24 protein-coding genes and 2 tRNA genes are annotated in these 22,979 nt (G+C 71.4%); 11 read left to right on the top strand and 15 right to left on the bottom strand.

What is annotated here, in order from left to right:
- Positions 1 to 313 precede the first annotated feature (313 nt).
- Positions 314 to 1,381 (top strand): mechanosensitive ion channel family protein, encoded by a 1,068-nt coding sequence (locus K6U06_RS02900; RefSeq protein WP_262320382.1) that lies wholly within the window; start codon positions 314 to 316, stop codon positions 1,379 to 1,381.
- A 216-nt stretch (positions 1,382 to 1,597) separates the two neighbouring features.
- Positions 1,598 to 3,001 carry an HNH endonuclease gene (locus K6U06_RS02895; RefSeq protein WP_262320493.1) on the top strand — a complete coding sequence of 468 codons (1,404 nt, stop codon included), beginning with the start codon at positions 1,598 to 1,600 and terminating at the stop codon, positions 2,999 to 3,001.
- Positions 3,002 to 3,011: 10 nt separating this feature from the next.
- Here K6U06_RS02895 and K6U06_RS02890 read toward each other — a convergent pair whose 3' ends face one another.
- Both K6U06_RS02890 and K6U06_RS02885 read right to left on the bottom strand, forming a co-directional pair.
- Positions 3,012 to 3,839 carry a hypothetical protein gene (locus K6U06_RS02890; protein ID WP_262320381.1) on the bottom strand — a complete coding sequence of 276 codons (828 nt, stop codon included), beginning with the start codon at positions 3,837 to 3,839 and terminating at the stop codon, positions 3,012 to 3,014.
- Positions 3,836 to 4,600 carry a DedA family protein gene (locus tag K6U06_RS02885; RefSeq protein WP_262320380.1) on the bottom strand — a complete coding sequence of 255 codons (765 nt, stop codon included), beginning with the start codon at positions 4,598 to 4,600 and terminating at the stop codon, positions 3,836 to 3,838. Before K6U06_RS02885 ends, K6U06_RS02890 begins: the two co-directional genes overlap by 4 nt.
- A gap of 156 nt (positions 4,601 to 4,756) precedes the next feature.
- Here K6U06_RS02885 and K6U06_RS02880 point away from each other — a divergent pair, with 156 nt between their 5' ends.
- The 6 genes from K6U06_RS02880 to K6U06_RS02855 all read left to right on the top strand — a co-directional run bounded on the left by K6U06_RS02880 (position 4,757) and on the right by K6U06_RS02855 (position 9,948).
- On the top strand, positions 4,757 to 6,052 hold the full coding sequence (locus K6U06_RS02880; RefSeq protein ID WP_262320379.1) for a sensor histidine kinase: 1,296 nt from the start codon (positions 4,757 to 4,759) through the stop codon (positions 6,050 to 6,052).
- Positions 6,049 to 6,762: a response regulator gene (locus tag K6U06_RS02875; protein ID WP_262320378.1), complete on the top strand. Its 714-nt coding sequence runs from the start codon at positions 6,049 to 6,051 to the stop codon at positions 6,760 to 6,762. The genes K6U06_RS02880 and K6U06_RS02875 overlap by 4 nt, the downstream gene beginning before the upstream one ends.
- Positions 6,763 to 7,000: 238 nt before the next feature.
- The gene (locus tag K6U06_RS02870; RefSeq protein ID WP_262320377.1) at positions 7,001 to 7,480 is read left to right on the top strand and encodes an SRPBCC family protein; all 480 of its coding nucleotides are present in this window, start codon (positions 7,001 to 7,003) and stop codon (positions 7,478 to 7,480) included.
- Positions 7,481 to 7,504: 24 nt separating this feature from the next.
- Complete coding sequence (locus K6U06_RS02865; RefSeq protein WP_262320376.1) at positions 7,505 to 9,250, top strand: DNA polymerase; 1,746 nt, start codon at positions 7,505 to 7,507, stop codon at positions 9,248 to 9,250.
- Between the two features lie 46 nt (positions 9,251 to 9,296).
- On the top strand, positions 9,297 to 9,533 hold the full coding sequence (locus K6U06_RS02860) for an AbrB/MazE/SpoVT family DNA-binding domain-containing protein (RefSeq protein ID WP_316044683.1): 237 nt from the start codon (positions 9,297 to 9,299) through the stop codon (positions 9,531 to 9,533).
- Entirely contained in the window at positions 9,517 to 9,948 is a 432-nt protein-coding gene (locus tag K6U06_RS02855; protein ID WP_262320375.1) for a PIN domain-containing protein, read from the top strand. Before K6U06_RS02860 ends, K6U06_RS02855 begins: the two co-directional genes overlap by 17 nt.
- A 13-nt stretch (positions 9,949 to 9,961) precedes the next feature.
- Here the strand turns inward: K6U06_RS02855 and K6U06_RS02850 are convergent, their stop codons facing one another.
- From K6U06_RS02850 to K6U06_RS02830, 5 genes are all read right to left on the bottom strand, one after another.
- Entirely contained in the window at positions 9,962 to 10,348 is a 387-nt protein-coding gene (locus K6U06_RS02850; protein ID WP_262320374.1) for a hypothetical protein, read from the bottom strand.
- Entirely contained in the window at positions 10,338 to 10,940 is a 603-nt protein-coding gene (locus K6U06_RS02845) for an RNA polymerase sigma factor (RefSeq protein ID WP_262320373.1), read from the bottom strand. The genes K6U06_RS02850 and K6U06_RS02845 overlap by 11 nt, the downstream gene beginning before the upstream one ends.
- Before the next feature lie 6 nt (positions 10,941 to 10,946).
- Positions 10,947 to 11,111 (bottom strand): 50S ribosomal protein L33, encoded by a 165-nt coding sequence (gene rpmG / locus K6U06_RS02840; RefSeq protein ID WP_262320372.1) that lies wholly within the window; start codon positions 11,109 to 11,111, stop codon positions 10,947 to 10,949.
- A gap of 36 nt (positions 11,112 to 11,147) precedes the next feature.
- Positions 11,148 to 11,224 (bottom strand) — tRNA-Met (locus tag K6U06_RS02835).
- Between the two features lies 1 nt (position 11,225).
- Positions 11,226 to 11,298: transfer RNA gene (locus K6U06_RS02830), tRNA-Thr, on the bottom strand.
- A gap of 87 nt (positions 11,299 to 11,385) precedes the next feature.
- Here K6U06_RS02830 and K6U06_RS02825 point away from each other — a divergent pair.
- Positions 11,386 to 11,874: a GNAT family N-acetyltransferase gene (locus K6U06_RS02825; protein WP_262320371.1), complete on the top strand. Its 489-nt coding sequence runs from the start codon at positions 11,386 to 11,388 to the stop codon at positions 11,872 to 11,874.
- A gap of 106 nt (positions 11,875 to 11,980) precedes the next feature.
- Positions 11,981 to 12,586, top strand: a complete 606-nt coding sequence (locus tag K6U06_RS02820) for a hypothetical protein (protein ID WP_262320370.1) — start codon at positions 11,981 to 11,983, stop codon at positions 12,584 to 12,586.
- 69 nt (positions 12,587 to 12,655) lie between these two features.
- On the opposite strand, the gene K6U06_RS02815 is transcribed toward K6U06_RS02820, so the two are convergent.
- The 4 genes from K6U06_RS02815 to K6U06_RS02800 form a co-directional block, all read right to left on the bottom strand.
- Entirely contained in the window at positions 12,656 to 13,069 is a 414-nt protein-coding gene (locus K6U06_RS02815; RefSeq protein WP_262320369.1) for an ATP-binding protein, read from the bottom strand.
- Between the two features lie 103 nt (positions 13,070 to 13,172).
- A complete protein-coding gene (locus tag K6U06_RS02810) occupies positions 13,173 to 13,532 on the bottom strand; it encodes an STAS domain-containing protein (RefSeq protein WP_262320368.1) in 360 nt (119 codons plus the stop codon).
- A 118-nt stretch (positions 13,533 to 13,650) separates the two neighbouring features.
- Positions 13,651 to 14,106 carry a hypothetical protein gene (locus K6U06_RS02805; protein ID WP_262320367.1) on the bottom strand — a complete coding sequence of 152 codons (456 nt, stop codon included), beginning with the start codon at positions 14,104 to 14,106 and terminating at the stop codon, positions 13,651 to 13,653.
- Entirely contained in the window at positions 14,103 to 16,331 is a 2,229-nt protein-coding gene (locus K6U06_RS02800) for an MMPL family transporter (protein WP_262320366.1), read from the bottom strand. The genes K6U06_RS02805 and K6U06_RS02800 overlap by 4 nt, the downstream gene beginning before the upstream one ends.
- Positions 16,332 to 16,485: 154 nt before the next feature.
- On the opposite strand from K6U06_RS02800, the gene K6U06_RS02795 reads away from it, so the two are divergent.
- Entirely contained in the window at positions 16,486 to 17,199 is a 714-nt protein-coding gene (locus K6U06_RS02795; RefSeq protein ID WP_262320365.1) for a TetR/AcrR family transcriptional regulator, read from the top strand.
- 49 nt (positions 17,200 to 17,248) lie between these two features.
- Here the strand turns inward: K6U06_RS02795 and K6U06_RS02790 are convergent, their stop codons facing one another.
- The 4 genes from K6U06_RS02790 to K6U06_RS02775 are packed head-to-tail and all read right to left on the bottom strand — an operon-like array spanning position 17,249 to position 22,867.
- The gene (locus K6U06_RS02790) at positions 17,249 to 18,178 is read right to left on the bottom strand and encodes an amidohydrolase family protein (RefSeq protein ID WP_262320364.1); all 930 of its coding nucleotides are present in this window, start codon (positions 18,176 to 18,178) and stop codon (positions 17,249 to 17,251) included.
- Positions 18,179 to 18,202: 24 nt separating this feature from the next.
- Positions 18,203 to 18,844: an ABC transporter ATP-binding protein gene (locus tag K6U06_RS02785; RefSeq protein WP_410050973.1), complete on the bottom strand. Its 642-nt coding sequence runs from the start codon at positions 18,842 to 18,844 to the stop codon at positions 18,203 to 18,205.
- Positions 18,845 to 18,888: 44 nt separating this feature from the next.
- The gene (locus tag K6U06_RS02780) at positions 18,889 to 21,630 is read right to left on the bottom strand and encodes a branched-chain amino acid ABC transporter permease/ATP-binding protein (protein WP_262320362.1); all 2,742 of its coding nucleotides are present in this window, start codon (positions 21,628 to 21,630) and stop codon (positions 18,889 to 18,891) included.
- Between the two features lie 7 nt (positions 21,631 to 21,637).
- On the bottom strand, positions 21,638 to 22,867 hold the full coding sequence (locus tag K6U06_RS02775; RefSeq protein ID WP_262320361.1) for an ABC transporter substrate-binding protein: 1,230 nt from the start codon (positions 22,865 to 22,867) through the stop codon (positions 21,638 to 21,640).
- Between the last annotated feature and the right edge of the window lie 112 nt (positions 22,868 to 22,979).

The raw sequence follows: 22,979 nt of genomic DNA, 5'->3' as shown, positions 1-22,979 counted from the left end.
CCCATCGTCGGCATGGCCGCGACGTCGGATGGAAAGGGCTACTGGCTCGTCGCCTCCGACGGCGGCGTATTCAACTTCGGTGACGCCACCTTCTACGGCTCCACCGGCAACGTCCGGCTCAACAAGCCGATCGTGACGGCCTCCGGGATGTAGCCGGACGGGGCTGGTCGCTAGAGCGCCGGCGATGCCCGATCCTGGGCCGGTTCTCCCGGTCGGGATCGGGCGTCGGCGCGCCCGCTCGGCCCACGCTGCGAACGGGTTGAAGAGGCCTGTCACGTTCGTCTGGCCGTCTAGGTGGGTAGCACGCGATGTCGTGACCCGCTCCGACGTCCTTCACTTCGCGACCGTCGCCGGCGGCAGCATCGTCTTTGCCCTCCTGGTGCACGCCGCGGTTTTCTTCGCCCTGCGTCGCGCCGCGCCACGACTGTCGACGGCCGGTGCTCTCGCCCGCCGGGCGAAGGGAGCGGCGCGGATGGTGGCGGTGGCCGTCGCCGCCGCCAGCGCCTGGTCGGCCGCGGCGCCGAGGGTGTCTTGGAGCGCTACCGCCTCTCACGTGCTCGCAGTCGGCCAGATCGGGTCGTTCGGGTGGCTCGTCGTCGAGCTGATCCTGGCGTTGGAGGACAGCAGCTTTAGCCGCTACGACGTCAGCGTCACCGACAACCTGCGGGCCCGCAAGCTCAGAACCCAGATCCTGGTGCTGCGCCGGGTGACTGTCGCGGTGGTCGCGATCATCGCCATCGCCGCCAGCCTGCTCACCTTCCACTCGATCCGGGTGGTGGGCACCAGCCTCCTGGCCTCGGCCGGCATAGCCGGGCTGGTCGCGGGCACCGCTGCGCGCCCGGTCCTCGGGAACTTGATCGCCGGCATCCAGCTGGCGTTCACCGAGCCGATCCGCCTCGATGACGTGCTGGTGGTCAACGGCGACTACGGATGGGTGGAGGAGATCACTCTCTCCTACGTGGTGCTGCGCTGCTGGGACCGCCGCCGGCTGGTGCTGCCGGTGTCGTACTTCACCACCACCCCGTTCGAGAACTGGACTCGCAGCTCCGCTGACCTGCTCGGCGTCGTGTACCTGTACCTCGACTACACCGCCCCCATCGACGAGCTGCGGGCCAAGCTGGCCGACGTCGTCGCGGACAGCCCGCTTTGGGACGGCCAGACCGCCACGCTGCAGGTCACCGACGCCACCGACAGGACCGTGCAGGTCCGGGCCTTGGTGTCGGCGAGCAACTCCAGCGCGGCGTTCGACCTGCGCTGCTTGGTCCGCGAGGAGCTGATCGGCTGGGTCGGACGCCACCACCCCGAAGCGCTGCCTCGCGACCGTTACGTGGGCGGGCCGGACCCGGCGACGGAGCCGGTCGCGGCCCGCGCCGGCGTGTAGCTCCGCGCCGCGGGCGAGCAGGGCCGGGGCGGACCGGGCCGGGGCGGCCGGATCCGGGCGGCCGGATCCGGGCGGCCGGCCTGAGCGGGGATGTCGCGCGCCGTCGGTAGGTTGGGTGGTGGCACTCGGCCCGGGCGGGCCCCTTGGACGGTGAGCGCGGCGGACGGTGGGGATGGGATTCCCCGACCCCGCCGCCGGCGACGAGCGGGGTGTGTGATGGTGGCAACAGCGGAAGCTCTCGGTGGTGAGGTCGCCGGAGGGCTGCTGGGAGACGGTCCGGTAGGAGACCGACTGGACGGGGACGGGGTGCTCGGCGGTCCGGGGGCGCAGCGGGCGGGGTCGGACGCTGGCTGGCTGGTGGAGTACCGCCGGCGGTTGGACGCCAGCGAGGCATGCTGGCTGGAGGTGCTGGGCCGCTTCGACGCCGAGGAGCGGTGGGCCGCCGAAGGGCACCTCTCGTGCGTCGACTGGCTGTGCGCTCGGGCGGGGATGAGCCGTCCGACCGCGTTCGACAAAGTACGGGTGGCCCGCCAGCTACGGGCCCGACCGGTGCTGGCTGGCGCGCTGGCCGAGGGACGGGTGCCGTACTGCGCAGTCAGGGCCATGACCCGGGCGGAGGACACGACAGTCGAGGTAGACGAGGCGCTGGTGGCAGTAGCCGAGGCTGGGACGGTGGCCGACGTCGAGGCCGTCGTGCGCTCCTACCGGTTGTACCAGTCACAGGAGCGCCGGCCGAGCGAGGCGCGCCGGCGAGTCCGGGGGGTGCGGGTGCGCCGGCTAGGGGAGGGTATGGTCAGGCTCGAGGCGATCCTCACCGAGGTCGAGGCCGCCGAGCTCGAGGCGGTGCTGCGCGTGTTGATGGAGCGCGCCGGTCACGTCGAGCACAGCCCGTACGGAGGTCCTCCGCCGGACCCGGCCCGGGGCGGCGCTGACCCCGCCCAGACCGCCGAGTATTCACGTGAAGAATCGGCAGCCGGCGGCGGTGCGGCCGGCAGCGGCGGCGCGGGCGGCGCGGGCGGCGGCGGCGGCGGCGGCGGCGGCGGCGGCCGGGAGTATTCACGTGAAGACTCGCGTCCCGAGGGCCGTGAGCACGAGGCGTGGTTCGCGCTGCGGGCAGACGCGTTGATGGACCTGGTGCGCTGCGGGCTGGGCGAGTTCGCCAGCGGCGCCGACCGTCACCTGGTGCACTTCGTGGTCCGCGACGGACGATGCAGCCTGCTCGGCGGTCAGGCCGTGCCACCCGAGGAGATGGCCCGGGTCGTGTGCGACTGCTCCCACGTCACCCACGTCGAGAGCCCCGGAGGCGTGCCACTCGCGCTCGGGCGCAGGCAGCGGGTGTGGAGCAGCGGGCAGCGCAGGGCGGTGATCGTTCGAGACGACGGGCGCTGCCGGTGGCCCGGATGCGAGCGCACCCGCGTCGACATCCACCACCTCGTCCCCTGGGAGACCGGTGGCCACACCGACGTCGGCAACGGAGTGGCGCTCTGCCCCAAGCACCACGGCCGCCTCCACGGCGGCTACTTCACGACCGGATCGGTCAACGCCACCCTCACCTTCCACCGACCGGGCGGCGGTGAGGTCGGCACCAGCCGGGTGCCCCGCCCGGTCCTCGACCTGTGATCGAGCGGGGTCAGCCCCGGCGGGACCGGACCCGCTCGGCCTGCAGGTGGGCCTGCGGCTGGGGGTCTTGCACGTCGGCGCCGGTGACGGCCAGGTACCCGACGGCGATGACGATCAGCAAGCAGAGGACCCCGGCCACCGCGCCGTTGCCCAGACCGAGGCCGCTCGTGGACTTGGGCTTGCCGAGCCCGTCGGCGAGCGACGCCCCGAGCGGGCGGGTGACGACGTACGCGAACCAGAAGGACAGCACCGCGCTCCAGCGCAGCCACCGGAACCCGACCGCGGGGATGGCGATGACCGCCAGGAACACCACCGCGGAGGGGAAGTAGCCGAGGTGCAACGTATAAGCCGAGAAGTCGCCGAGCGCGGTGCCCATGGCGAAGGTCGCGACGACCGTGGCCCAGTAGAACGCCTCCCGGCGGGGGGTGTCGATCGAGTGGATCGACAGCGTCCCTTCCGTTCGCTTCCAAGCGACGAACACCGCGACGAGGACCACCGCGTAGAACACCGTCGAGACGGTGTAAGGGACCCCGAAGCCGACGTGGAGCACGTCGGCTGCCATGGTCCCAAAGACGCCGACCATCGCGACCGCCAGCCAGTAGGACCACGCCACGTAGCGGCCTTGGCGGAACTGCACGCCGAGGGCGGCGAGGAAAGCGACGAAACCGAGCAGCACCGCCGCGACGGGGGGCATGGCGTGCACCAGGTAGTCGGAGGTGGATTCGCCCATCGCGGTGGACAGCAGCTTGATCAGCCAGAAGATGGCGGTGATCTGCGGGACTCGCAGCGCGCCGGGCGTGGTCAGAGGGCTCGGCCGCGCGTGGCGCCCGGTGCTCACCGGGGGCGCTTCCTGACCGGCGCCGGGGCGGCCCGAACGGGCTGCGGCTCGGCGGTGCGGGTCTCAGCAGCGCGGGTCTCAGCGGCGCGGGCGCCGATGCTGTGGGCCCCGATGCCGCGGGAACCGGCGACGCCGGCGCCGGTGGTGTGCGCCTTGTACGAACGCCACCGGTGCCAGATCACGAACGCCAGCGCGGCGACGACGAGCACCCCGAGGACATAGCCGGCGTCACTGAACCCCTTCATCACCGACTTGTAGCTGCCGCCGACCTCGTAGCCGATGATGGCCATCGCGCCATCCCAGATAAGGCTGCCGACCGCGGTCATCAACCCGAAGCGCACCAGGGGCACCTCGGCGATACCGGCGGGCAGGGCCACGAAGTTGCGGATGACCGGCAGGAGCCGGCTCACGAGCACACCCCACTGGCCGCGCCGCTCGAACCAGGCTTCGGCCCGGTCGAGGTCCCGGCCGGTGACCAGCACGTACTTGCCGTAGCGCTCCACGAACGGGCGCCCACCGGCCCGCCCGACGAACCAGGCGATGTAGGCCCCGACCAGCTCGCCGGCGGTGCCGGCGGCGATGACGCCCGGCAGGCTCAGGGTGCCTTGCGACGCCAGGACCCCGGCGAAGCCCAGAGTCAGCTCCGACGACGTCGGGATGCAGCACGACTGCAGCACCGAGAGCACGAAGATGGCGAGGTACCCCGACGATTTCACGAATCCGGTCGGGTCCAGCAGGGCTACCGATACGGCGGGGTGCATGGCCCCTAGGGTAGGGAGCCACGGCGGCCCTGGCAGCGCGCCACAGGATGATTGCCCCTCCCCCGCCTACGACCAAGGTCGCAGGCGGTGTACGACTCAGGTATGACACGGCGGCCCGCGGGAGTTCGGCGGCGGCGAGTCGGTACCGTCGCGGCGATGACGCTCGCCTCCACTCCCCGGCGCCGGGCCGAGGACCCGGCCCGCCCGGCACCGGGCGAGGCGTCGGAACCGGCCGGAGCCCACCCGGCCGATTTCTCCGAGGCGCCTGACAAGCACAGCGGGCTGTCCGCCACGGTGCTCGCCTGGTGGGAGTGGGCGGTCGCCTTCGACCGGGACCGCCCCTATGTCGCCGACGGCCTGATCGCGGCCGGGCTGGCCGTCGCCAGCCTCCCGTGGCTGCTGTCGCACACCAGCCACACCCCGGCCAGCTGGATCTGCGACTTCGCCCTGGTGGTTCCGCTCGGCTGGCGCCGGCGCCGGCCGGTCGCGGTGTTCGCGGTGATCGCCCTCGTCGCGTTGGTGCAGTGGTTCGTCAGCGAGGCGCTGGTAGCCGACGTGGCGCTGCTCGTCGCGCTGTTCACGGTGTCCACCGAGCGCAGCCGGCAGCTGGCCGCGGCCGGCGCGGCGGTGGTCGAAATCGGCGTGGTCATGGCCACCGCCCGCTGGACGCTGGCGGGGACGTGGATCCGCTCGTTCGTTTTTCTCTCCGGGCTGGTAGGCGCCGCGTTGATCTCGGGGGCGTACCTGCGGACCCGCCGGGCGCACCTCGCGGACCTGACCGAGCGGGCCGCTCGCCTCGAGTACGAGCGCGACCAGCAGTCGAAGATCGCGGCGGCGTCGGAACGGACCCGCATCGCACGGGAGATGCACGACATCATCGCCCACAGCCTGGCGGTGATCGTCACCATGGCCGACGCGGCCTCCGCCAAGCTGCACACCGAACCGGAGCGGGCCGACGCCGCCATCCGCAACGTGTCGGAGATCGGCCGCCAGGCGCTCAGCGAGACCCGCCGGCTCCTCGGGGTCCTCCGCGACGACCGGGAGGACGCCGGGTTCGCGCCCCAGCCCGGGATCGCGGAGCTCCCCGAACTGCTGCGCACGCTGGAAGCGACGGGGTTGCGGGCCGGGCTGCGGGTGGAGGGGGAACCGTTCCCGATCCCGAGCGGCGCCGAGCTGGCGGTGTACCGCGTGGTGCAGGAGGCGACGACCAACACCCTCAAGCACGCCGGCGGGCCGACCCGGGTCGAGGTGACGCTGTCGTTCGACCGTCCCCGGCTGCACGTGGAGGTGCGCGACGACGGCCGGCCGGTCGCCGGGACACCGAACGCGGCGCCGGGACACGGGATCGCCGGGATGCGGGAGCGCCTGGCGTTGTATCACGGGCACGTCCACGCCGGTCCGGGGCCGGAGGAGGGATGGCAGGTGCGAGCCGATCTGAGCATCGCCCGGTGAGCATCCCCGACCGCGCGGGCGGCCCGCCGGCGGCGCCGCTGCGGGTGCTCCTCGTCGACGACCAGGCGCTTTTGCGCAGCGGGCTGCGCATGGTCCTCGAGGAGCAGCCTGACCTGGTCATAGTCGGCGAGGCGGCCGACGGGCGCGCCGCGCTCGACGAGACCGCCCGCCTGCGGCCCGACGTGGTGCTCATGGACGTGCGCATGCCGGTAATGGACGGCATCGAGGCCACCCGGCGCATCGTCGAGGATCATTCCGCGTCGAAGGTGCTGATCCTCACGACGTTCGACCTGGACGAGTACGCGTTCACCGCCCTGCGGTACGGAGCCAGCGGCTTCCTGCTCAAAGACGTCCCGCCGGCGGAGCTGGCCGGGGCCATCCGGGCGGTCGCGTCGGGCGACGCGGTGGTGGCGCCGAGCGTCACCCGCAGACTGCTCGACGCGTTCGCGGACCGCCTCCCCGACCTGCGCAGCGCCCCGCCGGGGCGCGCCGCGGACGCCCTGTCGGCGCTCACCGACCGGGAGCGGGAGATCCTCGTCGAGGTCGCGTCCGGCCTGTCCAACCAGGAGATCGCGGCCCGGCTGTTCGTCGCGGAGGCGACGGTCAAGACCCATCTCGGGCGGATCCTGGCCAAGCTCGGGCTGCGCGACCGGGTGCAGGCCGTCGTGTTCGCCTACCAGATCGGGCTGGTCCGCCCGGAGGGCCGCTAGCCGGCGGGGGCGACCGGGCCCGGCACCAGGCGGCTGCGGCCGGGAAGCACGGGGCGGCTCCGGCCGGGCAAGGCCCGAGGCGGCCTCCGGCCGCCTCGCTACCGCCCTCGACTCGCTTCGCTCGCTCGGTTGGTGTCTGGCGGGGCTGCCCCGACCTCCCCGCACCCCGACGCGATGAGTCGCTGCCGGCGGCGGCGTCACAACCAGCACCGCAAACAGCGAACCGGAGGACAGCACCATGGCCGACGAAACCCTCACCGCGAGCAGGATCATCAACGCCCCGGCGGAGAAGATCTTCGCCGTCCTCGCCGACCCGACCACCCACGCCGCGATCGACGGCACCGGATGGGTCCGCGAGTCACTCGACGGCCAGCCGCTGAGCGCGCCGGGACAGGTGTTCCGGATGGCCATGTATTTCCCCAACGCCAACCGGGGGGACGGGCACTACCGGATGGCCAACCGGGTGCAGGTGTTCGACCCGCCCCGCGCCGTGTCGTGGGAGCCGGGCCAAGACACCGACGACGGCGACGTGCGCTACGGCGGGTGGGTGTGGCGCTACGACCTGACCGCCGCCGGCCCCGACGCCACCGAGGTGACCTTGTCCTACGACTGGTCGGCGGTTCCCGCCGTAGTGCGCGACCACATCGGTTTCCCGCCGTTCCCGGCCGAGCACCTGACCAACTCGCTGGCGCACCTCGCGGAGCTGGCCGGCGCCTGAGCGTGAAGGTGGCAGGGTGGGCGGGTGGAATCCCCCCGCCTGCTCGACGCGCTGCGCGGCGCCGGCGTCGGGCCAGGCGACCTGGTCGGGTTGGCCCTCGAGGCGGGCGTCGGTGTCGGGGCGGCGACCGCCGGCGGGTCCTGGGCTCTCGCCGGCGCGGAGCCGTGGGCGCAGGTCGCCGCGGTCGAAGAAGAGCTCCAACCTCGGTGGGTGATGTGGTCGGCGGAGACCGCCTTGGTCCTGGTGCGAGCTGGGGTCCGGGTGGCCAGGTCGTGGGACCTGGTGGCGGTTCACCGGCTCCTCGCCGGCGGGTGGCGAGCCGAACCGGCTCGGATGTGGGCCGCCGGGCACGGGCTGGACCCCGACTCTATCCCCTCCACCAAGCCCGCCGACCTGTGGAGCTCCTTCGAAGACGAGGGGGCCGACGCCGAGGACCCGGTCCGCCCCGACGGCCACCTGAGGGCGGAGTGGGCGGCGGGCGGCTGGCGGGAGACCCCGCAGCGCCTGCGGCGGTGGGCGGCCCTCGCCTTCGATCTGGCCGGCATCCAAGCGGCGGGGGTGGATGCCATCCCGGAGCGGCCGATGGCGCCCGCCACCGCCCGGTCGGAGTCCGCCGCGGAGCTGCTCTGCGCGGAGCTGACCGCCGAAGGCCTGCCCGTCGACCGGGCCGTCGCCGAGGGGATAATCGCCGGTTTCGTCGGGGCCCGCCCCCGCGACGACGCCGAAGCGGCGGCCCGGCGCGCGGAGCGCGACGCCGAGGTCCTGCGCCACGTGGCGCCCGGCATCGAGGTCGACCTCCGCAGCAACGGGCAGGTCAAGGTGCTGCTCGGCCGGCTCGGGATCGAAGTCGCCGACACCAGAGCGTGGCGTCTGCGCGAGGTGCAAGACCGCCACCCCGTGGTCGGCGCCCTCCTGGCGTGGCGGAAGGCGGAGAGGATCGCCACCACCTACGGGTACGGCTGGCTGGACGAGCACCTGGGCGACGACGGCCGGCTGCGAGGGGCGTGGTCGGGTGCTGACGGCGCCGCCGGCCGCATGACCGCCACCGCCGGCCTGCACAGCATGCCCGCCGACCTGCGCCCGGCGGTCGCCGCCGAGGCCGGGCACGTGTTCGTCCGGGCCGACCTGGGCCAGATCGAGCCGCGGGTCCTGGCGGTGGTCTCCGGCGACGCGGCCCTCGCGGACGCGGCGCGCCAAGACGACCTGTACGCCCCGGTCGCGGCGCAGCTCGGCGTGGACCGGGCCACCGCCAAGGTGGCGGTCCTCGGCGCGATGTACGGGCAGACCACCGGTCGGGGGGCGCAAGCCCTGCGCCGCCTCGACGTCGCCTACCCGGTGGCCATGGGCTACCTGACGGCGGCCGCCAGGAGCGCAGAGGCAGGCCACGACCTGCGCACCTACGGCGGGCGGCTGGTGCGGATGGGACCGGACGCTCCCGTACCGGCCGCGGCGCCCGAGGCGCCGGGGGCGGTGGCGGCGAGGGGCCGCTACGGGCGCAACGCCGTGATCCAAGGAGCCGCCGCCGAGCTGTTCAAGATGTGGGCGGTCACCGTCCGGGCCCGCAGCGTCGGCCTCGGCGCCCGCATCGTGTTGTGCCTGCACGACGAGCTGTTGGTCCACACTCCCGAAGCGCACGGCGAGGCGACCGCAGACTTGGTGGCCCGCAGCCTCGACGAGGCGGTGCACCGCTGGGCGGCGGGCACTCCGGTGCGGTTCCTGGCCGACATCGCAGTGATCCGGCGGTGGTCCGACGCCAAAGGCACCGAGTGACCCCACCACCCGGCCCGGGATGGCATCGCAATGGTAGCTTGATGCCATACAGACCACGATCGACGCTGCGGGCCGAATCGTCGTGCCAAAGGCAGTGCGCGATGCCCTAGGCCTCACCGCGGGCACCGCACTCGACGTGTCGGTGTATGGAAGCGCTCTGACCCTGACACCTCATGGTCGCACCGCCTCGATCGTGGAAGAACAGGGGCGACTCGTCTCCGACCCGGGCATCGTGATCACCGACGACGAAATGTTCTCCCTGATCGATGCCGGTCGACGCTGATCGCCTGGTCAGTGTCGACACGAGCGTCGTGATCCCGCTCGTGGTCCGCACCCACGAAGCCCACAACGCGGTGACCCGTTGGAGGGCGGGCAGGGACCTGTGCGTCAGCGGCCACGCGTGGATCGAGGCCTACTCCGTGCTCACCCGCTGGCCCGGCAAAGCACGTCTCGCTCCGTACGACGCAGTGCGGGTACTGGAGTCCAACTTCGCGCCGCCGATCGCTGTAGCCCAGGCATCGTGGGCCGGCGCGGTGCGGATGTTCGCCGAGATGGACATCGTCGGGGGGGCCGCGCACGACGCCTGGGTCGCGCTGGCAGCGAGGGACAACGACGCTTCGCTGGCGAGTCGCGACGCCCGCGCACAGGCGACCTACCAGCGACTCGGCGTCGACTTGGAGATGGTGACCGCCTCGTGAGGGCGCCCGGAGGTCAGCCGGCCAGCGCCCGGCGCCGGCTGCGCCACACCAGCATGCCGACCCCGGCGGCCGCCCCGGCGGCGGTGGCGACCACCCCGCCGACGTACGCCACCGGCCGGCGGGCCGGCTCCAGGTCCCGTAGGGCCCTGAGGGTGTGGGTCAGCGCCTCCTCGGGGGGCACCAGGCGCTGGACTTGGAGGGCGCGCAGCTCACGGACCATCCGCCGGTAACGGGCGGCCTCGGCCTGGCAGCGCAGGCAGCCCGAAACGTGGGCCCGGATCGGGCCGGGAGCGTCGGCGGCGTCGTCGCCGGCCAGCGCCGGGATCCACGACGCGGCGGTGACGCAGTGATCGGTCGGCCCGCAGTGCTGGCGGCGGCCCGTCCGCCGGTCACGACGCACGCTCCACCTCCTGGGGGCGCCCCCAGCCGTGGGCGTCGGCGGTGCCCGCCGCGGTCAGGTCGTCGTGGAGGCGCCGCCGGGCCCGGTGAAGGCGGACCTTGGCGGCCGCTTCGCTGATGCTCAGCCGTTCGGCGATCGCCTTGTGCGGCAGGTCGTAGACGTCGTGGAGGACCAGCACCTGGCGGAGCCGGACGGGCAGCGCAGCTACCGCCCGGGCGAGCACGACCCGCTCGCCGGCGCTGGCCGCCAGGCTCTCGGGGTCGCTGTCGACGCGGACGTCGGGATAGGGGCCGTCGTCGGCCAGCACGTCGGTGCGGGTGCGCGACCGGCGCTCCAAGGCGCTGGCCGCGCAGTTCGCGGTGATCCGGTACATCCAGGTCGAGAACTGGGCGTCCCCCCGGAACCGGCGCATGCCCCGCCACGCCCGCAGGTAAGCGTCCTGCGTGACGTCACGGGCGTCGTCCTCGTTGCCGGTCAGCCGGTACGCGAGCGTGTAGGTGTCCGCATACGTGGCGCGCACCAGCACGTCCATGGCGGAGCGATCGCCCTTGCGGGCTGCCGCCACCACGTCGGAGCTGACCGGGGCGGGCACCAGGGGCTAGCGGGTCTCTTTGTGAAGGGTGTGCTGCCGCTCCCAGCGGCAGTACTTCTTCATCTCGATCCGCTCGCGGTCGTTGGTCTTGTTTTTCATGGTGATGTAGTTGCGCCGCTTGCAGACGTCGCAGGCCAGCGTGACCTTCACCCTCTTCTCGTTTTTTGCCACTGCAAGATCCTCTTCTCTGGTGCTGCCCGGCGAGCCTGGTAGCGGCGGTCGGACTTGAACCGACGACAACTCGATTATGAGCCGAGTGCTCTGACCAACTGAGCTACGCCGCCGAGCCCCTTGTCGGAATCGAACCGACGACACCAGCCTTACCATGGCTGTGCTCTGCCGACTGAGCTAAAGGGGCGCGACCAACCCCGGGAGGTCGATAGCCGGAACATCGTACCCGGTCCGGAGCCCCGGCACCCACCCGGCCCTCGCGTACCATCGGGAAATGAAGACGAGGCTGGCTGCACGCGACGACGCCGAGGCCATCCGGACCATCTACAACGCGGAGGTGGTCGGCTCCACGGTGACCTTCGACATGGTCCCCCGCACGATCGAAGACCAGCTGCAGTGGCTCGACGAGCACTCCGGCGCCCACCCTGCGATCGTGGCGGTAGACGAAGCCGACACCGTACGGGGCTTCGCGTCGCTCACCCCGTACCGACCCCGGCCGGCCTACCGGATGACCGTCGAGGACTCGGTGTACGTCGACCGCACCAACCGGACCGCCGGGGTCGGCAGGCTGCTGCTCAGCGAGCTGCTGGTGCTGGCCGAGGCCCACGGGTTCCATTCGGTCATGGCCCGCATCGTCGACGGCCACGAGGCATCGATCGCCCTTCACCGGGCGTGCGGCTTCGAGCTGGTGGGCGTGGAACGCCAGGTCGGGCGGAAGTTCGCCCGGTGGCTGGACGTGGCGCTCATGCAAAAGCTGCTCTGACCCGCCGGAGGGTCTAATCCCGCGCCAGCGCGGACTTTGGTCCCTATGGCGGCCGCCCCTGCAGGGTCGATCATCGTGTCAGAACAACTCAGACAGGAGACCAACGATGCGCCGCAGGACTTTCGACTCGCTTTTGGGAAGCGTGGGACTACTGATCGTAGCCGTGCTGGCCGTGGCCGGCGGGCTGCTCACCTGGGGTCACAACTACATCGGCAACCAGGTGCACAACCAGCTGGCAGCCCAGCAGATCTTCTTCCCGGCAACCACCAGCGCCAGCTTCAAGGAGCTGCCCGCTTCCGACCAGGCCGCCATGGCCCCCTACGCCGGCCAGCAGATGCTGACCGGGGCGCAGGCCGAGGCTTACGCCGACCACTACATCGCCGTTCACCTGAGCAAGATGCCCTACAACGGCGTGTACGCCAAGGTGTCGTCGGCTGCGCTGGCCGCTCCTGCCGGTAGCGCCCAGCAGAAGTCCCTCCAGGCCACTGAGACCACGGTCTTCCAGGGAACGACCCTCCGTGGGCTGCTGCTCGAGGCCTACGCATTCGGCACGATGGGCTCGATCGCCGGCTGGGCCGCACTGGCCGCCTTCCTCGGCGCCGGGTTCATGCTGATCCTCTCGGGTCTGGGCCTGTTCCACGCCCGCCGCACCGCTCCGGAGAAGGAGATCCTGGTCGGCGCCCACCGCTCCCCGGTGACCGCCACCGCCTAACCCTCACCGCAGGATCCCCCCAAAAAAAGACCCCCGGCCTTCGGCCGGGGGTCTTTCGCGTCCCGGCGCTCAAGCGGAGCGGGCGACGACGGTCGGCACCCTCCCCCACACCGCCTTGCCGTGCCCGGCGACCGGGCGGACCCCCCACGCCGAGCAGAGCGCGCCGACGATCGTGAGCCCCCTCCCGGACTCGGAGGTGGGGACGGCGTCGGTCGCGGCCGGGAGTTTGGTGCTGTCGTCGGACACGGAGATCTCGACCTCCTCCGCCAGGCGCTCGACGCACAAACCGATCCGGCCGGTGCAGTGGCGCACCGCGTTGCCGACCAGCTCGCTGGCGACGAGCAACGCGTCGTCGATGGTGTCCTCCGCGGAGACACCGTCCACCCACTCGTGCAGGTGGACAGCCACGAATCTTCGGGCCATCCGAACGGATGCCGCCTCGCACGGGAGACTGATCTGGTGCCGGTTCTGTGATCCGGGCATGTCAGCATCCGTTCCTCGCCGTGCCGGGGGTCCTTACCCGGAGATGGCCTGCATAACGGAGCTTCCGGGAAAACTGCCGGTTGTCTCCCCGCGGGTTGGCTCCCTACTGGCTGTTTCCCTGCCGGTTGTCCCCGTCACCGTCCGGTAGGAGGCTCCGCTCCAGGCCGGCCAGGCGGAGGAGGCGGAGGACCGGGGGGCTCGGATTGCGAACCGTCAGCGGACATCCGAGCTTGCGGGCCACCGTCGAGGCGCCGACCAGCGCGCCGACCCCGGCCGCGTCGATGAACTTCACCCCGCGGGCGTCGAGGACCACCGGGGAGCCGTGAGCCTGGGCGGAGCGGATCACCTCGGCCTTCAAGCGGTCCGCGGTCGCCGCGTCTAGCTCACCGCGGACCGCGACGACGCAGACGCCGCGCTCGGCGTCGTAGCTGCTCGTCGCCCCGAACGTCGCCGCCTCACCCAACGGGACCTCCGGGGTCCGATGGCCCCTCCCGCAATGGCGCGGATGGGAGCCTGAGGGTTCTCGACGCTAAGCCCGTCGGCCCGGGATGTCAACGACTACCGGGGCGGCCGGCGGCCGGTCAGCCGGGAAGCGTCAGCGACGGCTGGGACCCCGGACGAGACCCCCGGCCGGGGCCGCCCCCGACGCGGACCAAGCACAGGTGGCTGGCCAGCACCACCACCGGCTCGGCGCCGCCCCGCAGCGCGATCCACCACCGCGGCCCGTACCGGCCGGCGCCCGACAAGGCCAGCCCGACCCCGGCAACCTCCAGGGCCCTGGCCGGGCCGGGGGCCACCCCTGCCAGCGACAGGCGCCAGCCCGGCACCGTGACCGCCACCGTCCCGACCGGGGCGCCGGCGACGGTCAGCCCGGTGACCGGGGACGACGCCCCCACCAAGTCGCCGAGCACGCCGAGCATCGACGCGGCGTGCTCGGCGAGGAGGCGCCGCTCCCGGCGGCGCCACTCCCGCTGCTGGCCGCGGGACAAGGCCAGCTCGGCGGCCAGGGACTCCGGGACGGACGCGACGCACCTCACGCCCCGACCTCCGCCAGCACGGCCGGCGCCGGGTCCGCGCCCGGCGCCTCGTTGACGCCGACACGGTCGTGGAGGCGGCGCAGCAGCCCCGGCGACCACCAGTTGGCGTCGCCGGCCAGGCGCATGAACGCCGGCACCAGAACCCCGCGCACCAAGGTGGCGTCGACCACGATGGCCAGCGCGGTGCCCAGGCCGAACAGCTGGATGAAGCTGACCTTCGAGAGTCCGAAGGCCACGAAGGTGACCGCCAGCAGCGCGGCGGCGGTGGAGACGATCCCACCGGTGCGGGCCAGCCCAGCGACGACCGCCTCCTCGTTGGAGCGGCCCTCGTCGTGGATCTCCTTGATCCTCGAGAGCATGAACACCTCGTAGTCCATGGACAGCCCGAAGGCGATGCAAAACAGCAGGATCGGCATCGTGGTGCTCGTCGGGGTCGGCGTGAAGTCGAGCAGACCGGAGAGGTGCCCGTCTTGGAAAACCCACACCACCGCCCCGAAGACCGCCGTCAGGCTGAGCGCGTTGAGGGCCAGAGCCTTGAGCGGCAACACCACGCTGCCGGTGAACAGCCACAACACGATCAGGGTGGTGGCGACGATCAACGCGATGGCCAGTGGCAGCCGGCCGCCGAGGTCGTGCTTTTGGTCGAGAAGAGACGCCGCCTGCCCGCCGACCGCGGCGGTGGTGGTGTGGCCCGGGACCGGCACCGCCCGCACCTGGTGTACGACCTGGGCGGCGGCGCCGCTCAGCGGGTCAGGGGCGATGACCGCGGACAGCCAGGTCCCCGCCGCGGCCTGGTAGCGGGCGTCGACCGGGGTGGCGGGGGCGACCTGAGCGCCGCCGGCGAAGCGTCCCCCGGGCCCATCGACGGCGACCACGCCGGGCACCAGGGAGATGGCCCGGGCGTACTCGCTGGCCGACGGCGCGCCGAGCGGCGCGGCGGTCACCACGTCGATGGTGTCGGCGGCGTCCGCCGGGAAGTGACCCCGAAGGGCGTTGCCGGCCTGGTGGGCGGCCGACGACGACGGCAGCACCCGGTCGTCTGGCGTGCCGAAGTGGACACCGAAGAACGGGACCATCAAAACGACCAGCGCGGCGACGACCGGCAAGCCGGCGGCGAGCGGGCGGCGCATCACAGCGGCGGCCACCCGCCGCCAGAACCGGGACTCCTGCCCGCTGGCCACGCCGGCGTGACGTCCCCACGGCACCCGCAGCGCGTTCACCCGGGTCCCGAGGGAGAGGAGGATGGCCGGCAGCACCACCAGCGCGGCGAGCGCGGCGACGGCTACCACGCTTATCCCGGCGTACGCGAAGGACCGGAGGAAGTAGACGGGGAACACGATCAGCGCGGCCAGGGCCGCCGCCACCGCGCCCGCCGAGAAGACGATCGTGCGGCCGGCGGTCGCCACGCTTCGCCGCACCGCGCTGCGCGGGTCCCGGCCGGCGGCGAGTTCCTCGCGGTAGCGGCCGACCATTAGCAGCGAGTAGTCGACGCCGAGACCCAGGCTGAGGGCGGTCGTCAAGTTGAGGGAGTAGATGCTGACGTCGGTGACCAGGCTCAGCAGGTACAGCACGGCGAGCGTGGCGAAGATGGCCAGGACCCCGATCGCCACCGGCAGCAAGGCGGCGACCACGCTGCCGTAGGCGGCGATCAGCAACACCAGGGTGACGGGGATGGCGATGCTCTCGGCCTTGGCCAGGTCGGCGTTGATCTGGCTGTTGATCGCCACGCCGGTCGGCGCGTCGCCGCCGGCGACGACCTCGATCGGGCCTCCGGGCCCGGTGTTCGACAGCCGCTCGACCAGCGCCTTGGTCCTGGTCGTGACCTCGCTGTCGCTGCCCGCGACCCGGGCCGCGACGATTGCCTGGGTCCCGCTGTCGGAGCGCAGGGCAGGCGGCCGGGTGGGCCAGTAGGAGGTGACCGCGCTGACGTCGGGCGTCGCGGCCAGGCGGGCGGTCAGGGCGTCGCCGGCGGCGGTCACCGCCGGAGTGTCGACCGACCCCGACCGGGCGGTGACCACCAGGATCAGGTTGGTGGATCCCCCGAAGTCGGCCCGCAGCCGGTCCTGCGCCACCTGCGACGGGGCCGAGGACGAGGTGAACCCCCCGGACTTGAGGGCGCCGGGGGCGTGGATGCCCAAGACGGCGGAGACGACGACCAGGCCGAGGGCGGCCCACAGGATGGCCTTGCGGCGGGCGGTGACGAGACGGCCGATGGCGTTGAACATGTGAACCCCTCCCGCAGCCGACGAGGACGGCTGACCCCCCAAACTCTGACGGAAGCACTGCTCTCTGTCAAGAGCACTGCGTACAAAGTTCTCTCTGATCTTGGAGGAGAGCGGTGCCGCGAAGATTCGGTCGGGCCGTGATAGGACTTTGGTGGTGGGTGATCTGACGACAAGCCGGCGTGACCGGCTCCGGGCGGAGACGGTGGCGGAGATCAAGCAGCTGGCCTGGGCGCAGCTGGCCCAAGTCGGCCCCCGGGCCATGTCGCTGCGGGCCATCGCCCGGCAGATGGGCGTGACCTCCTCGGCCCTGTACCGGTACTTCTCTAGCGTCGAGGCCCTCCTCGGCGCGCTGATCACCGACGGCTACGCGTCGCTGGCCGACAGCTTGGAGGCCACCGACGCCGCGGCCCGCGCCGAGGGCTGCCGGGCCGGGGAGCGCTGGCTGCGGGCCGCCCGGGCGCACCGGGAGTGGGCCATCAACGACCCGACCGCCTACACCCTGCTCTTCGGCGCGAGCTGCGACGACTACGAGCCGGTGGCGCCGAGGATCAAAGTCGAGATGAGCCGGGGGCACGACGCCCTGTTCCGCATCATGTTGGAGGGCATCGGGTCCGGGCAGCTCGACCCGTCGGGTCTCGACCGCCGCCTGAGCGACGAGATGCGGGGGCAGCTGCTCGAGTGGGGCGCCGAGATGGACCACGACCTGGGGCCCGCGGCGCTCTCCGCCTGCCTGATGGCCTGGCACCTCCTGCTCGGCACCGTGTCCACCGAGGTCTTCGGGATGCTCCCCCCGGTGCTGCGGCCCGGGAAGGTCGTGTTCGAGCAGAACATGCGCAACGTCCTCGACCTGCTCGGCTGCAGGGACTGACGGCGCCGGCGGGGAGGCGAGCAGGAATAATCGAAAAGACCGTTCTGGGCTACTCCATTCCGAAGAGGCGTCGAGCGTTGCCTGACAACCATTTGTCGATCGTGGCGTCCTTGAGCGGCAAGGCCCGGACCTCTCCGGCGAGCTCGGCCGGCGTGCTACTCATGAGTGTCCATGTCGACCCGAACACGATCCGGTCGGACAGAACCCGGTCTCCCCAGTAGAGGAGCGGGCCCCAGCCGGACTCGTCCTTCGGCATGTGGGACGGGCGGTGAGCGGAGATGTCCAGGTAGACGTTGGCGTGGCGCCAAGCGACCATCACCATGTCGCTCACCCATGGCCAGCCAGCGTGGAGGCAGACGATCTTCAAATCGGGGAACGACGATGCCAGCTCGTCGAGGTGACGGGGGTGCCCGATCTCGTAGGTGGTGTCGACCCACCAGTTGATACCGGAGTGCAGAAAGACCGGGATGCCGAGCTTCTCGCACGCCGAGAAGACTCGGGCCATGCGCGCCTCGGCCGGCAGCAGCTTCTGCTTGAACGGGGAAACAACCACACCTCGGAGGCCGAGATCGTTGGCCAGGCGGTGCACCTCGTCGACCGCGTCGTCCTTCCACGGGTCGACGCCTCCTAGCCCGAGCAACCGATCGGGATGGCGGGCCACGTACTTGGCCACGTCGTCGTTGGACCCAGACTTCACTCCGAGGGATGTTTCGTACATCTCGGTATAGATCACGGCCGTGGCCACGTCACCGTCGTCGAGCATCGCCATGAACCGCTCCTCGTCGGGGCACATGCCGACGCCGCGCTGGTAGCTTTCCTCCATCACCCGCTGCTGGGTAGCGCTGTCGCCTGCGAGCGGGATCTTGTCGCGGGGAGAGCCGAAGTGCTGCTGGTAGCCCCGAAGGCGGGCGAGGGTCATCTCGGCGTACCCGAAGGCTTCCGGAGTCGGGACCACGCTGGAGAGTACGTCGAAAACCATGTGCTGATTCTTTCGCTAGGGGGGTCAGAGGACCGCAGAGAGGTACGAGGACTCGATTCGCGCCATGTCCGCGCGCAGTTCGTCCGCCGGACCGGCAAGCATGAGCTCGCCCTGCCGCAGGACATACCCGCGATCGGCAATGCCCAGAGCCAGGCGGGCTTGCTGCTCGACAAGGAGAACGCCCATCCCCCGGTCGGCGGCAGCGCGGACGGCGGACAGCAGGCGCTGGACCACCAGGGGTGCCAGACCGAGCGAGAGTTCGTCGGCGAGCAGCAGCCGCCCGTGACCAACCACGGCACGAGCAAGCGTGAGGATCTGCTGTTCGCCGCCCGAGAGCAAGCCGGCCTTCCGGTCGAGCAGCGGGCGCAACTCGGGGAACAGCTCCAAACAGGGTTCGAAATCCCGGTGGGCCAGGCGGAGGTTGTCGGCGACCGACAGCGACATCAACACGGAGCGCTCCTCGGTGATGAACCGTAGGCCTCGGCGAGCCCGGGCGTGGAGGCTTCGCGGCGCAGGTCGACCGTCGAAGAGCACCTCGCCGCCGATCAGCGGGAGATCACCGGCGAGGGTCAGCAGCGTGGTCGTCTTGCCGGCGCCGTTGGCCCCGAGGAGGACCACGATCTCGCCCTCCTCCACGACCAGGTCCAGCCCGTGGACCACGGCCATCGCGTCGTAGCCAGCGTCGAGCCGGCGGGCTTCGAGCAGCGTCGTCACGAGCCCTCACCTCGGTTTGCCGTGTGCACTGGGTCCGGGGTTGCTGGAGCGATGCTCGGGTCGGCCCCGAGATAGGCCGAAATTACGGCGTCGTTCCGGCGCACGTCCGCCGGCGCCCCGTGGGCGATCTCCTTGCCGAAGTTGAGCACGTGGATGTGATCACAGACGTTCATCACCATCTCGACGTGGTGCTCCACCAGGACAATGCCTATGCCCCAGTCGTCGACCAGTCGTCGGATCAGCCGTGACAGCTCCTCGGTCTCCCGGTCATCGAGCCCTGCGGCGGGCTCGTCGAGGCAGAGGATGCTCGGCTCAGTCGCGACGGCCCGGGCTATGCCGACCAGCCGGCGCTGCCCATATGACAGCTCGGACGGCTTCCGGTCGAGCAACGCGGCGAGGTCGAACTCGGTGATCGCCGCCCGAGCGGCAGGTGACAGCGGCGGCATCGTCGGGCGGACCAGGTCAGTCAGGTAGGCCAGGGAGTCACGGGGCTCGCTGGCCACCCGCAGGTTTTCGAGCACCGTCATGTCGCCGAAGAGTTCCAACGACTGGAAGGAGCGGGTCAGGCCCCGCTGGGCCAGGGTCGCAGGAGCCGCACCGGTGACGTCTACCTCGTCGAAGCGGACCCGCCCGCCGCTTATCCGGACGAAGCCGGTCAAGGCATCGATGAAGGTCGTCTTGCCTGCGCCGTTGGGGCCGATGACACCGACAACCTCCCCCGACCGGACCGTCAGCGACAGGCCGTCCAACGCGACCACGCCCCCGAAGCGGACCGCGAGGCCCTCGGTCGTGAGCGTCGCCGGGCGGACCCGGTGCTGGCCCGTCACCGGCGCCATGGCGGTGTGCCGGGCAGACGAGGGGTAGCGCCTGCCCGGCACACCGAGCAGCCGCCCGGCAGATCGGAGCTGACCATCGATGAGCGCGGCCACGCCGTCTGCGGACTGCAGGACGGTGACGACCAGGAGCGCGGCCAGGATCAGCGGCAGGTAGTCCGACACGTTCTGGCCGGCGTGCCCCAAAGCAGTCGAGAGTACGCCGCCGATCTGGCCGAGACCGCCGGCGACCGCGCCACCAATCCACCCGACGCCGCCCACGACCGCTTGGGCGACGAGCTCGATTGAGGCCAGTGTGCTGTAACCGGAGTAGGTGATGGTCGGGTCCCGGAACGCCAGCAGCACCCCGCCCATCGCTGCGATGGCGCTCGACAAGCCGAAGGCGAACAGCCGGCCTCCGGCGGTCCTCACCCCAAGCGAGGCCGCCGCCCGGTCGTTGGCCCTGGCGGCCAGGAGGCGCCGGCCGCTCCTGCCGCGACGCAGGTTCACCACGACGATGGAGGCCAGCGCCAGCAGCACCAGGCAGAAGATGCCGTATCGGTTGGCGTGGGTCACCGAGTTGATGTCCAGCCCGAAGAGATGCGGCTTGCCGACCGTGGTACCGGTGGTGCCACCGGTGAAGTTGGCGTTGAGGAACAGGAGCTGCTCGAGGGCCACGGCCAGCCCGAGGGTGGCGATGGCCAGGTAGACGCCTCGGGTTCGCAGGCAGACCAGTCCGAGCAGCAGGCCGAGCGGCACCGCCGCCAGCACGGCGATGATCAGGGCAGCCAGGAACGGCATGCCGGTGGTCGCCACAAGGCGCCCCGCCACCCACGCACCCCAGCCGGCGAAGGCAAACTGAGCCAAAGACAACTGGCCGGAGTAGCCAGTCAGGGGCACGAACGACAGGACGATGACCGCACCGATGGTCGACGTCGTTACGGCGTCGCGCCAGCTGGCCGACAGCGCGAACTGCACCAGCACGATGGCCAGCACCAGCAGGACTGCAACCAGCCCGGGCCGGATACGACCGCTGCCGAGGCGGACCGCCCGCTCCCCCGAAGATGTCCGCGTCCCCCGATTGCCGCCCCGGATGATGAGGACGACCACGACCAGCAGGAAGGGCACGGTCTGGGACCAGCCCGGCGTGGTCACGTAGCCGAGGAACTCGGACTGCACGATCCCGACCACCAGCCCCCCGAGGAGAGCCAGCGGGAACGACATCAGGTTGCCGAGCACCGCGCCGGCGAGCGCCGGCAGGATGAGCAGGGTGTAGGCGGTCACCGAGAGGCCGGTGAATGGTGCCAACAAGATCCCGGCGAACCCGGCCAGTGCGCTGCCGATCATCCAGTTGAGCGAGGCGATGACGTCCGGCGAGTACCCGAGCGCAGCCGCGGCCCGGCGGTTCTCGCGCACGGCGGTCGTCGCCCGCCCGAAGCGGGTGAAGCGGTAGACCGCTCCGAGGACGGCGACGAGGGCGATGGAGATCCCGAGCACGATGACCTTGTCCTCACCGATCGATGCCCCAAGGAACTTGAGGGCCCGGTGGGGGAAAGCTGACGTAACGATCTCGGTGCCGCTCGCCCATTTGTGGGAGGCGGCCTGCTCCAGGATGGTGAGCGCCCCGAGGGTGGCGATGAGGCGGGTGACCGGGGCGGCGTCTTTCAGCCATCGCAGAATGCCCTGCTGCACCAGGAGTCCCAGCAGCGCCGACACGGCGACCCCGCAGGCCACGGCCAGCCAGTACGGAATGCCGAGGTTGGTGTCGAGGTCCCAGAAGACGAACGTGCCGAACATGGCCACGGCGCCGTGGGCGAAGTTGACGACCCCCGACCCGCGGTGGACCACGACCAGCCCGGTGGCGAGCAAGCCGAGGAGCGCCCCGGAGCCGACGCCGAGCACGGCGTACTGGAAGACCTGGTGCATGGTGGCGTCAGGAGCCCTTGATCACGTTGACGAACCCGTTGGACACCGGCGTCTCGTTGCCATTTTGGTACTTGAGCACCAGGACTTTGGTGAGGAAGATGCGCGGCGCCCCGGACACCGGGCCGGCGCTGGTCGTGGTCAGCGGCGGATAGAGCCCGTTGGTCGAGGCGTTGGTCAGGTTCTCGAAGCCGTGGAGGACCGAGGCCGCGTCGATCGTGCCGGAGAGGCCCTTGAGCACGTCCTGCACCAGGAGCACCGAGGCCCAACCCTGGATTGAGAACTGCGAGATGGCTGCGCCGGGCTCGTACTTCTTGATGGCGGCGAGGAGCTTGGGCACCTCGGGCAGCGTCGTGTAGGTCGGAGGGTAGGTCGACGATGAGAGGATCATCCCGTTGGCCGTCGACCCGAGCTGCTGGAGGAGCTGGGTCGAGAAGGTGTCCTGGGCGTTGATCATCGTGATGCTCGGGTTGGCACTCTGGCGCATGGCCTGGAACACCTCGGCGATCTGGTCGGGGGGCATGATCGTGGCCACGCACTTGCCGCCGGCGGACTCGATGGCGCTGATGGCCGGCGAGTAGTCCGGCAGGTTGGTGCCGGTGTTCTCGACCTTGACGATCTTGCCGCCCCCGAGCTCGATGCCGGCGGTGATCGACTGGATGGCCAGCGGAGTGGTGGTGCCGTAGTTCTCGATGAGGATGCCGGCCTGCTTGCAGCCGACCAGCGTGGCCCCGTAGCCGACCCCGCCGAAGACAACCTGGTTGAGCCCCTCCAGCGGGAACGAGACTGGCGAGGTGGTGTCGACGACCGACTGCGCCGTGGCTCCGACGTATGCGATGTTCGCGGCCTGGAGGATCGGGAGGACCTGCGCGGCGTTCTGGCTGTAGGAGCCGAGGACGGCGACGTCGTTGTCGCTCACCGCCTTGCGGGCGCACTGGGCGGCGATGTTGGGATCACCCTGGTCGTTGCACGCCTCGACCTGCAGCGGGTGGCCGTTGATGCCGCCCGCGGCGTTGATGGACTTTGCGGCGGCGTCGATGGACGTCTGGCCCTCGGGATAAGACAGGTTAGTGGCCTGGAACTGCCCGAAGGACATGATCTTGATCGGGCTCCCTGTCGGCGCGGCAGCCGACGCGGCAGTGGTGCCCGAGCCGGCGGACGCCGCTGTGGTGCTGCTCGACGCATTCGACGACGAGCTGCCGCAGGCAGCAGTCGCCAGGAGCATGCCCGCGGCAACCACGGCGGTCCCGCTTCGACGGGCCCCACGGCGTGCGACGGTGGCACGGGCAATCGACGTTGGCTTCACTTCATCCCCCTGAGACGAGCGTTGGATCTAACGCTTGTTTGGCAGG

The sequence above is a fragment of the Acidiferrimicrobium sp. IK genome, from assembly GCF_025499425.1.
GTDB lineage: Bacteria > Actinomycetota > Acidimicrobiia > Acidimicrobiales > Palsa-688 > Acidiferrimicrobium.
This window is presented reverse-complemented; position numbering and strand designations above follow the sequence as displayed.

Bases quoted from the DNA above. Each gene is read 5' to 3' on its own strand.
- K6U06_RS02800 (WP_262320366.1), bottom strand. From the start codon at position 16,331: ATGTTCAACGCCATCGGCCGTCTCGTCACCGCCCGCCGCAAGGCCATC.
- K6U06_RS02855 (WP_262320375.1), top strand. From the start codon at position 9,517: ATGCCGGTCGACGCTGATCGCCTGGTCAGTGTCGACACGAGCGTCGTG.
- K6U06_RS02880 (WP_262320379.1), top strand. From the start codon at position 4,757: ATGACGCTCGCCTCCACTCCCCGGCGCCGGGCCGAGGACCCGGCCCGC.
- K6U06_RS02825 (WP_262320371.1), top strand. From the start codon at position 11,386: ATGAAGACGAGGCTGGCTGCACGCGACGACGCCGAGGCCATCCGGACC.
- K6U06_RS02780 (WP_262320362.1), bottom strand. From the start codon at position 21,630: ATGCACCAGGTCTTCCAGTACGCCGTGCTCGGCGTCGGCTCCGGGGCG.
- K6U06_RS02885 (WP_262320380.1), bottom strand. From the start codon at position 4,600: ATGCACCCCGCCGTATCGGTAGCCCTGCTGGACCCGACCGGATTCGTG.
- K6U06_RS02870 (WP_262320377.1), top strand. From the start codon at position 7,001: ATGGCCGACGAAACCCTCACCGCGAGCAGGATCATCAACGCCCCGGCG.
- K6U06_RS02815 (WP_262320369.1), bottom strand. From the start codon at position 13,069: ATGCCCGGATCACAGAACCGGCACCAGATCAGTCTCCCGTGCGAGGCG.
- K6U06_RS02790 (WP_262320364.1), bottom strand. From the start codon at position 18,178: ATGGTTTTCGACGTACTCTCCAGCGTGGTCCCGACTCCGGAAGCCTTC.
- K6U06_RS02785 (WP_410050973.1), bottom strand. From the start codon at position 18,844: ATGGCCGTGGTCCACGGGCTGGACCTGGTCGTGGAGGAGGGCGAGATC.
- K6U06_RS02895 (WP_262320493.1), top strand. From the start codon at position 1,598: ATGGTGGCAACAGCGGAAGCTCTCGGTGGTGAGGTCGCCGGAGGGCTG.
- K6U06_RS02820 (WP_262320370.1), top strand. From the start codon at position 11,981: ATGCGCCGCAGGACTTTCGACTCGCTTTTGGGAAGCGTGGGACTACTG.